Annotated in this window: 9 protein-coding genes; 2 read left to right on the top strand and 7 right to left on the bottom strand. The window is 57.4% G+C overall.

The window, feature by feature from the left end:
• The coding region (locus JJ869_RS19735) for a transketolase C-terminal domain-containing protein (protein ID WP_292269880.1) at positions 1-724 on the top strand (724 nt) is incomplete at its 5' end.
• A gap of 3 nt (positions 725-727) precedes the next feature.
• On the opposite strand, the gene JJ869_RS19730 is transcribed toward JJ869_RS19735, so the two are convergent.
• The 7 genes from JJ869_RS19730 to JJ869_RS19700 form a co-directional block, all read right to left on the bottom strand.
• A complete protein-coding gene (locus JJ869_RS19730; RefSeq protein ID WP_292269878.1) occupies positions 728-2,125 on the bottom strand; it encodes a DUF4214 domain-containing protein in 1,398 nt (465 codons plus the stop codon).
• Between the two features lie 88 nt (positions 2,126-2,213).
• Complete coding sequence (idi, locus tag JJ869_RS19725) at positions 2,214-2,762, bottom strand: isopentenyl-diphosphate Delta-isomerase (protein ID WP_292269875.1); 549 nt, start codon at positions 2,760-2,762, stop codon at positions 2,214-2,216.
• The gene (locus JJ869_RS19720; protein WP_292269874.1) at positions 2,759-3,943 is read right to left on the bottom strand and encodes a geranylgeranyl diphosphate reductase; all 1,185 of its coding nucleotides are present in this window, start codon (positions 3,941-3,943) and stop codon (positions 2,759-2,761) included. Before JJ869_RS19720 ends, idi begins: the two co-directional genes overlap by 4 nt.
• Before the next feature lie 2 nt (positions 3,944-3,945).
• Complete coding sequence (locus JJ869_RS19715; RefSeq protein ID WP_292269873.1) at positions 3,946-5,226, bottom strand: BCD family MFS transporter; 1,281 nt, start codon at positions 5,224-5,226, stop codon at positions 3,946-3,948.
• The gene (gene chlG / locus JJ869_RS19710; protein ID WP_292269871.1) at positions 5,226-6,131 is read right to left on the bottom strand and encodes a chlorophyll synthase ChlG; all 906 of its coding nucleotides are present in this window, start codon (positions 6,129-6,131) and stop codon (positions 5,226-5,228) included. Before chlG ends, JJ869_RS19715 begins: the two co-directional genes overlap by 1 nt.
• A 92-nt stretch (positions 6,132-6,223) precedes the next feature.
• Positions 6,224-7,651 carry a transcriptional regulator PpsR gene (gene ppsR, locus JJ869_RS19705; RefSeq protein ID WP_292269869.1) on the bottom strand — a complete coding sequence of 476 codons (1,428 nt, stop codon included), beginning with the start codon at positions 7,649-7,651 and terminating at the stop codon, positions 6,224-6,226.
• A complete protein-coding gene (locus JJ869_RS19700; protein ID WP_292269867.1) occupies positions 7,651-8,436 on the bottom strand; it encodes a cobalamin-dependent protein in 786 nt (261 codons plus the stop codon). Before JJ869_RS19700 ends, ppsR begins: the two co-directional genes overlap by 1 nt.
• Before the next feature lie 294 nt (positions 8,437-8,730).
• On the opposite strand from JJ869_RS19700, the gene bchF reads away from it, so the two are divergent.
• Positions 8,731-9,240 carry a 2-vinyl bacteriochlorophyllide hydratase gene (gene bchF, locus JJ869_RS19695; RefSeq protein ID WP_292269865.1) on the top strand — a complete coding sequence of 170 codons (510 nt, stop codon included), beginning with the start codon at positions 8,731-8,733 and terminating at the stop codon, positions 9,238-9,240.
• The last annotated feature ends 12 nt before the right edge of the window (positions 9,241-9,252 follow it).

Genomic DNA, 9,252 nt, shown 5'->3' with positions numbered 1-9,252 from the left:
TGACCAAATCGTTCACGATGTTGCCTTGCAGAATCTCCCTGTGCGTTTTGCGATCGACCGTGCTGGATTGGTCGGTGCCGATGGTGCCACCCATGCTGGGTCGTTCGATGTCGGGTATCTTGCAGCTTTGCCCAACATGACGGTGATGGCAGCAGCCGACGAAGCCGAACTCAAGCACATGGTCGCAACCGCTGTTGCACATGATAGCGGGCCAATCGCGTTTCGCTATCCGCGCGGGTCCGGCAACGGTGTCGAAATGCCGGAGCGTGGAGAAGTGCTGGAGATCGGCAAGGGCCGTGTCCTGCAAGAGGGCAGTGACGTTGCTTTCCTAAGCTTTGGCGCACATCTGGCCGAGGTCGAAGCAGCCACACGTCTGCTCGAGAAGGATGGAGTCAGTGTGACGATTGCGGATGCGCGTTTTGCCAAGCCGCTGGACATCGACCTGATCCTGAAACTTGCCAGAACACATGACGCCTTGATCACGGTCGAACAGGGTTCACGGGGCGGCTTTGGCGCGATGGTTCTGCATGAACTGGCAGATCGCGGTGTGCTGGATCGCGGGGTGAAGATCCGGACTGTGACTTTGCCTGACCGCTTCATCGATCAGGCGTCACCGGACGAGATGTATGCCGATGCGGGCATGACCCGCTTCGACCTTTACAAAATGGCCATGTCTCTCACGTCCAGCGACGGAAAGGTTGTGCCGCTCACGAAAGGCGCGTGAGCGTCAAAGCCAATCCAGCGCATCGTCCACGAGACCGATCACGCTCATCGTGAATTCGGACCCCTGGGCGGTGTCGACCAAAGCCGCGTGATCGTCGATCAGGTCCTTGGCTTCGACAACCGATGCGATGGTGCCGTCAAAGGCCTGCATGGCAGCACTGGCGACGCTGACATTGTTCAAGCCATTGACAACGGCATAGTACGCGCCGATTTCCGCCTTGGTTTCGAGATACTGCGCATCGGCGGCGCTTCCGCTGGCCGCCTTGGCCCCGTCAATCATCGCAAGGATGAACTCGGACCGTTCCACAGCGCCGCTGTCGAGGATTCCGGTCCAGTAATTGAACCCGGATGCATCTGGCGCGCGGCCGAGAATGTTCGAATATACAGCAGTCACGAAATCGCCGGTGCTGCTTGACCCACCATAGAGTGCTTGCGTTTCGGGCTGATCAAAGAACAGGCGTGCGATTTCGTTCATCGACATGCCGTCGGCCAAGGCTGAACCCCAGAAAAGCAAACCGGTCGAATCTGGCGCACGGTTGAAATAGGCGACATAGAGCTCGCAGAACGCCATCATGTCGGCTTCGGTCAACGTGCTTACATTGGTGAAGCGGTCGAGTTCAAAGGCAGTGCCGTTGAATTCGAGGATTTCGATGCTGTTGAGCGTATCGGTCCCATCGCGACCGCTCCGGTCTTCGATCACGATCGACCCATTGCTGATCGTCAGCCCGTAGTTGGACATATCGCTCATGTAGACGGCGGTATCGGTTCCCGCGCCACCGGACAGAATGTCATTCCCGCCTGACCCCGTGATCCGGTCATTCTGAGCCGTGCCGACAAGATTTTCGGCGGTGGAATTTCCAACCAGGACACCCGAAGAATCCGGCTGCGTGTCAGTATTGTCTGGCGTGCGGGCATTCTGAGCAACGACATCAGGCGTCGTTTGCCCGCCGGTCATCGCGAAGTTCTGCGTGACCATAACCGAATAATACTTGCCGGACCCATAATCATAGGTTCCGGTCTGGATGCCGATGCCAACGACTTCGAGGTCCGGCATCAGAATGTTCTCGCGGTGACCCGGGCTGTTCATCAACGCGAGGTGCAGATCATACACGTCGTCGAACAGACCTTCGTCGCCTCGCTCGCTTTGCGCGGCGATGTTCTCGGCTGTGCGCCATGATCCGGAAAGATCAAAGCCTTCAGCAGTCATCCTCTCCGTCGGCGTGGAATTCCCCACGCCCGTGTGGCTGAAGACGTTATTTTCAAGCATCCACAAGGAATGCGCATCAGCGGACGCGTTCAAGACCTTATCGAGTACGAGTGCGTTCAAGCCACGGCTTGTGCGCTCCTCGTTCACGAGATCCAACATGTACCGCTCCAGATCACTGGCGGTGGCAGCAGACATCTCAAACTCCCCAGTTCGAGCCCCAAATAAATGTCTAAGGAGAGACTAGGGCAAGAAACAGGAGCGAATGTGTTTAAAATTGGCTATTTTATGCTGGGTTTACGCAGGAAATCGCCAGTTCACCGAAGATTTGTGGCGCATATGTGTCGAGGTAAATGCGCAACCAGGGGGTAAACCGGCTTGGTTCTTTAACCACATCCTGCACCAAATCGCCATAGCGCACCCATCGAGTCGCCATGACTTCGTCGGGATTGGGGGACAGGTCTAGAGGCCCGAACACCTCTGCCACGAAGATATCGACAACTTCGTGTTCGATCAGGCCTCCGCCAACATCGGCACGGTATTCGACGCGATCCCGATAATCGAGAGTCAGGTCGGTGATGCCCAATTCCTCTTTCAGACGGCGATGGGCGCAGGCGAGGCTACTTTCTTTCCAGTTCGGATGGGTGCAGCACGTGTTCGCCCACAGACCGGGGGTGTGGTACTTGCCCATCGCGCGCCGTTGGATCAGGATCTCATCCCCGCGCAGCACGAACACCGAGATCGCTTTGTGTTTGAGCCCACGAATGTGAGCATCCAGCTTTTCAACAGGTTCAAGAGTGTCGCCGCGCCATGCCGGGATAAGCGTCTGGGTCATACATGTGTCTCCCGCACAAGCCCTAAGAGATGACGCGCATTCTTGAAGCCGATCTTCAAATGCGCAAGGGGCCGTGCCTTAACGAGCTTCTTGTTCATATACGCTTCAAATGTCAGCTTTTGAACATCGACATCATGACACAGGGAGACAAAGCGCTCCCGTCGCGAGTCGCTCTTGTAATAGGCGTCCTGCATCTGGCCCAGAACACGGAAGACCATCTTGTGCTCTTTCATGAAAAGCTTGCGGGCCAGTGTCAAGTTCTTGATCTTGCCGGTTTTCAAAGCTGCCGCGCAGGCAGTGGCGGCATGACGCCCGCAAATCATCGCGTAGTAAATACCCTCGCCGCTTGAGGGCGCAACGACACCTGCCGCATCGCCAGCAACCAGAACATCATTGCCGTTATCCCACTTGTTCAGAGGCTTCAGCGGAATGGGCGCGCCTTCCTTGCGGAGTGTTTCGCAATGGGTCAGGCCGGATGCCTCGCGCAGGGCAGCCGTTGCCTCCTTGAGGTTCACGCTTTGCACATATGTCCCCATGCCTACAGAGGTTGTGCCACCGTGGGGAAACACCCAGCCGTAAAAATCCGGGCTGATCGCGCCATCATAGATCACGTCGCAGCGCATCGGATCGTAGACATCGTTCTTCTCGGGGGCGGTAATGATCTCGTGATACGCAAAGACCAACGGCACCTTGTCACCGCCGGGAATTTCATCCCGGGCCACGCGGGAATTGGCGCCATCCGCCCCAATAATCAGCTTGGTTTCAAGCGCCCGCTCTTCGCCGGTTTCCTTGTCGCGGTAGATAATCGACCGGGTTTTGCTGGCGGCGTCGCGTTCGATCCGGACATACGTTCCGGTGAATTTCTGCGCGCCGGCTTTCACGGCCCGGTCCCGCAAGAAAGGATCAAAATCCTTGCGATCAACCATTCCAACAAACCCGTTTTCAATCGGGATGTCGACGTGACGCCCGGTCGGTGAAATCATGCGCGCGGTGTTCACCTTGGCGACAAGCTGGTCTTCGCCAATGTCAAAGTCCTGCATCAAGCGGGGGGGAATCGCACCGCCGCAGGGTTTGATCCGGCCCTCGCGATCAAGCATCGCCACTTTGTACCCTGACCGGGCCAAATCCTCGGCGGCTGTTGCACCGCACGGGCCACCTCCCACAACAACGACATCATACATGGTCACTCTCCTGCGATCAGTTCGGCTTGTGACGGGCTGCCTTCCATGATGCGCAATGCCATGAAGGCAGCGCAGAGGAACAACCCCGCTTCAAATACAAAGACGGCCCCAAAGGCTGGCGCGTCGGTGGTCATCGTCCGCATCACGTCGGCGGCGGCGGCGCCTGTCAGGCCACCGAAACCGGCGGCAATCGCTTGTGCCGCGCCCCAAAGGCCCATGCGTGTGCCTTCGCGCTTTTCGCGGCCTTCACCCGCCAGCGCCATCATTGATCCGATGGCGGCGACCGCGAAGGCGCCGTTGAAGAACCCAAGGGCAAAGACGGCAGGCAGGAGCGTTTGGGGCAGGGCATAGCCGCCCAGAATGGCGATCACGCACAAGCTTGCCGCCGACCCTAGGCAACCGCCGATCACCCAATTGCGCAGGCAGCCAAAGCGAAGCGCGGTGGCCGCGATGCCTACGGTCAACATGCCAAGGAACACCCCACCATTCTGGATGCCTGAAAGCGTTGTGCTTTCGCCGGGGGTGAAGCCGAAAACGAGACCTGCATAGGGCTCTAGGATCAGCTCCTGCATGAAGTAGGCGGTCATTGAAAGGAAGACGAAGATCGTGAACAGCCGCGCTTTTGGTTCTGCCCAAACCTCGGCCAGACCTTCGCGGAAGGGCACGGGATCGGGTTCGGGTGCCGCTTCAACACCACGTTCGATGCGCCATGTTGCTAGAACCGTGATCGCCAATGCGGCGAGGGCGACACCTGTGACCACTTCGATCAGAACTGCCGGCGTGTAGGGATCAAGCAATTGCCCGACGACACCGGCGGTCATCGCAATGCCGAAGATCATCATCAGCCACGTGATCGTGGCAGCGGCCGCGCGGCGGTGGGGCGTGGTCGCTGTCGCAAGAAGTGCGAGGACCGACGTGCCTGCAGCGCCTGCGCCAAGGCCGATCAATGCATAGGCCAGAACCGACATCGCCAGACCAACCGCATAGCTGGTCGCCATTTCGACAACGCCCAGCGCGGCGAGGACGCCACCAGCGCCAAGGATCACCATGCCCCGCAAGATCCAGCGGGTGCGATTGCCGCCCTTATCCGACAGGAACCCCCAATTGGGTCGTGTGATCTGGATGCCGTAGTGCAGCCCGACCAACATGCCCGGCAGAACGGCGGGCAACGCCAGTTCGACAACCATCAGACGGTTGAGCGTGGATGTGGTGAGCACGACGATCGCACCAAGCGCCATTTGCACCAGACCCAGTCGAACAATGGCAAGCCATCCCAAGGTCATCAGACGACTCCCATCGCGCGGAGGGCAAAGGCCGAGACCATCATGCCAGACACATACATCAGAACCCCTGTGGCATTGTACCAAGGCGCCTTTGCTTTGGGGTCCTTCAGCATGACGGACATCGCCCAAAGCTGGCCAAGGACCAGTGCAAGAATGATGGCGGCCTGTGTCGATTGACCCCATTTGGCCAGCGCAAGGATGACCAAAATTTGGGGAACGAGCATGACGATGCATGCAACTTTCGCTGCACGCTCCGGCCCAAGGGTCACGGGCAGGGAATTCACGCCCATCTGGGCATCTCCTTCGAGCGCCTTGAAATCGTTGAGCGTCATGATCCCATGCGCGCCGATTCCGTAAAGAAGCGCGATCAGGATGATTGGCCCAGAAGGCAGCGTCTGGCTCAACACGGCAGCGCCGGTGAACCAGGGAAGGGACTCGTAGGACAAACCAACAAGACCCGGTCCCAACCAGCCGGATCGTTTCAGCCGGATCGGTTCAACGGAATAGGCCCAAGCGGCAATGACACCGACAACAGTCGCAATGAACCCCCATGTTCCAAGTGTCGCGCCCAAGGCAAGCGACAGGAGCGACATCGCCAACGCAATCCAAAGCCCCCAACGCCCCGGGATGCGACCCGAAGGAATGGGTCGGTTCGGTTCGTTGATCGCATCGACATGGCGGTCGCACCAATCGTTGGCGGCCTGGCTCATTCCGCAGACCACAGGGCCGGCGAGGATCACGCCCACGATCAAAAGGCCAAGGTTCTCCGTGATGGCCACACCCGAGGCCACGGCCCCGCACGCATAGGCCCACATCGGCGGGAACCATGTGACGGGTTTGATCAGCTCCAGCATGGCCGAAGGGGCAGGGTAGCGATCGCGGTGTAAACTTACGCTGACAGTCATGTGTCAACTAGACACGACAAATCGATTCACATCAAGTGAAACAGATCGGTGAAATCAGGATTTGAACAGGACGTTTTGACACTCAACGATGCTTAATCGCTGTCGCCGTCCCCGTCTTTGTTGAGAAGCCCGTATTTCCGAAGCTTAACGTAGAGGCTTTGTCGGGACAGGCCGAGCATTTCAGCTGCAGCAACGCGGTTGTTGCGTGTCAGGCTGACCGCCGTTTCGATGCACATCTTTTCAACCACATCGGTGGTTTCGGAAACGATTTCCTTGAGCGTGGCCGAACCGACAAGTTCCATCACGTTGCGGCTGGATTCTTCGCTTGTCTGTAGCGGCGCTTTGCGCATCGCATCCACACGGCTGATGTCACGAATGACAAAACCCAGTGTCGGTTCACTCCGATCCTCAAAGAACGTGACGGACATCTCGACAGGCGTCTTTGCGCCAAAATCGTTGAGCAGTTTGGTGGAATACATCCGCATCTGGCCGGTGCGGCGAGCATTTTCGACCAGCACACTCATGTCAATCTGACCTCGCCCCAGGAAGTCGGCAAAACTGCGCCCCCGCACATCGACGGCATGTGCGGCATCGACGAGATCGAGGAAGGCGTCATTGCACGCTTCGATGGTTCCGTTTGCGGAAGTGAACACAAACGCGTCCGACCCTTTTTCGAACACCGCGGCAAGGTTGTTGGACAGGTTGTCGAACCGCGCGGTGGTTTCATCTGCGGTGGTCAGGCGGCAGATCAGAATGCGTTCGCCCGCAGCGCGGAACACTTGCGGCGTGATCATCACGCGCTGGCGGCCGCGGCGTGACTGCACTTCGAGGCTTGCATTGCTTTCCGAGATCGAGGCGTTGATCAATGCTTCGGTGAATTCTTCGGGGCGCTTGTCGCGGAATTCCTGCGCAAAGCTCGTGCCGATCAGATCGTCACGGCTGGATTGCAGAAGCGTCGCGGCCGGGTCGTTCAGGTCCTTGATCTTGCCGTCGTTGACCGAGACGAAAACGATGTTGTCCCGCACGGTGCGCAACAGCAGACGATAGCGCGCGTCGAATTCGCGCCGCGCCTCGTAGCCCTGTTCAAGCGACATCTGCGCCTGAACCAGCTGCTGCTGCGTTTCCGCGATCGGACGCAGGTCACGACCCAGCATGAGGAAAGATCCGTCCGAGCCGAACGGGTGAAAACTGTACCGAACAGGAAATTCCCAAACCGAATTGTCTGTGTGGTTCAATTCAACGGACCGGGACGGCGTTTCGCCCTTTTCCATCAATTCCATGACCGCTTCGATCTTGGGACGGCTTTCGCGGGTCAGGAAATCCATGAGAGGACGACCCTCCCAATGGCTCAACTTGCCGAAGGAGGTTTCGTTCGGGTTGATCAGGACAGACAGTACCTTTCCGCCGCGCGACACCACGAGAGCAATGTCGGACGCAACCGTAATGATACTCGACAGAACTTCTGCGTCGATAAGTGGTACGGAGCCGCTGCTCCAGAAACTGGACCCACTCGTATTCATTACCGCGTCAAAGACCTGTTTCTGGATTTGTTCTTTTCGCACAGCTTCAGTGCAACCTTCACATCGTTTGTCACCAGATCGACATCAGTCTTTTCTTTGACACCGTCCGCGAGGTTCAGAACAATCCCTCCCAGAACCAGCGGCGGGGGCGCCAAGACACCGGTTCTAATGCGTTTAACCAACTTTGCGATTGATGCAAGCGCATCGGGACGTGATCCTGAAAACAGAACCATATCGTAGCTTTCATCCGACAGTGCCTTGATGATCGTGTCATCGCGCGCGCCGAACAGAATCCGAACGGACGCACCGGCACGGCGCATCTGTGCAGTGGCCACATGCGGACCAAGGGTGTGGCTGTCATTGCCCTGAAGCAACATCAGCACATTCACGCCATTTGCCATTTCTGACGGCTTAGCGGCCCAGGGGGGCGCGAGCATTGTCAGTAATCCCTGAAGACGCGCGGTCGCAATCGTCACTTTCGCGAAGCCGATGATGTCCTCAGACCACATACGACCCAATTCTCGGGCGGCTTGCGGGATATAGATGTCGACGATCTGGTCCGCGCTGATGCGCCGATCCTTCAGATCCTCAAGCAGATCTTCGGCGTTGAACGCACCGGGCTGCAGGGAGACCTCCACAAGTTTCTGGATCACGCTGCTTCGAATCGTCTGCGCCCCTTCCTCACCCTTGTCGCTCAGGACAGACAGCACGGTGGACGCCAAAGCAGAGATGTCCAGCCGACTTTCCTCTGCCGACGTACGATCGTCGGTATGGTCGTTTGCCATTGTCACACCCTCGTAGCCGACAATGCATGACACATGTCAGGCATATCAGACATCTCTAGTTTCTGATTCTTACCTATAAATGTCAAAGATAATTGACACTGAATCCCATTCGGCTTTCCTTTCAACAAGGTATAGCGAAGAAAACCACTGAAAAATCGGGAATTAAGCCACGTTTTCAAGAATCAGTGGGCAGATTGACAACAATGTACGGTAGCCCCCTCAAGGTGTAAGTTTTAGTTGACACTTGCCGTCACGAGTAGATACTTTTTAGGGAGCAAGAACGGAATCGTAGACATGGCAGGATCGCATCGCGCCGCTGGAAAACCAGTTTTCCTCTATACAGAGGAGCAGCGCGCACGTCGTGACAACAGCATTTGGACCATCATCCAAGGCGTCCTTGCGCCTATCCAATTCCTTGTTTTCCTTGTGTCTTTGGCTCTGGTTGTCCGCTATCTGGTCACGGGAGCCGGCTATGACGCGGCGACGATTTCCATTCTGATCAAAACCGTTTTCCTGCTCACCATCATGGTCACCGGCGCGATTTGGGAGAAGGTGGTCTTTGGCCAATACCTGTTTGCGCCTGCGTTCTTCTGGGAGGATGTGTTCTCTTTCCTCGTGATCGCACTGCACCTCGCCTATGTCTGGGCGCTCTGGACCAGCGCGCTAAGCCCGACCGAAGAGATGTGGCTCGCCCTTGCGGCTTATACTGCATACGTCATCAACGCCGGGCAATTCCTGTGGAAGCTGCGTGTCGCCCGTCTTCAAGCCAGCGCTTCACCCATTGCAGATGAGGCCACGGCATGACCGAACGGTTCA

Origin of the sequence: Marivita sp. (assembly GCF_017643905.1) — a bacterium.
GTDB lineage: Bacteria > Pseudomonadota > Alphaproteobacteria > Rhodobacterales > Rhodobacteraceae > Marivita.
This window is presented reverse-complemented; position numbering and strand designations above follow the sequence as displayed.

What these genes read in the sequence shown, in the direction of transcription:
- JJ869_RS19715 (WP_292269873.1), bottom strand. Translation starts at nt 5,226, where the DNA reads ATGACCTTGGGATGGCTTGCCATTGTTCGACTGGGTCTGGTGCAAATG.
- idi (WP_292269875.1), bottom strand. Translation starts at nt 2,762, where the DNA reads ATGACCCAGACGCTTATCCCGGCATGGCGCGGCGACACTCTTGAACCT.
- chlG (WP_292269871.1), bottom strand. Translation starts at nt 6,131, where the DNA reads ATGACTGTCAGCGTAAGTTTACACCGCGATCGCTACCCTGCCCCTTCG.
- bchF (WP_292269865.1), top strand. Translation starts at nt 8,731, where the DNA reads ATGGCAGGATCGCATCGCGCCGCTGGAAAACCAGTTTTCCTCTATACA.
- JJ869_RS19700 (WP_292269867.1), bottom strand. Translation starts at nt 8,436, where the DNA reads ATGGCAAACGACCATACCGACGATCGTACGTCGGCAGAGGAAAGTCGG.
- JJ869_RS19720 (WP_292269874.1), bottom strand. Translation starts at nt 3,943, where the DNA reads ATGTATGATGTCGTTGTTGTGGGAGGTGGCCCGTGCGGTGCAACAGCC.
- ppsR (WP_292269869.1), bottom strand. Translation starts at nt 7,651, where the DNA reads ATGAATACGAGTGGGTCCAGTTTCTGGAGCAGCGGCTCCGTACCACTT.
- JJ869_RS19730 (WP_292269878.1), bottom strand. Translation starts at nt 2,125, where the DNA reads ATGTCTGCTGCCACCGCCAGTGATCTGGAGCGGTACATGTTGGATCTC.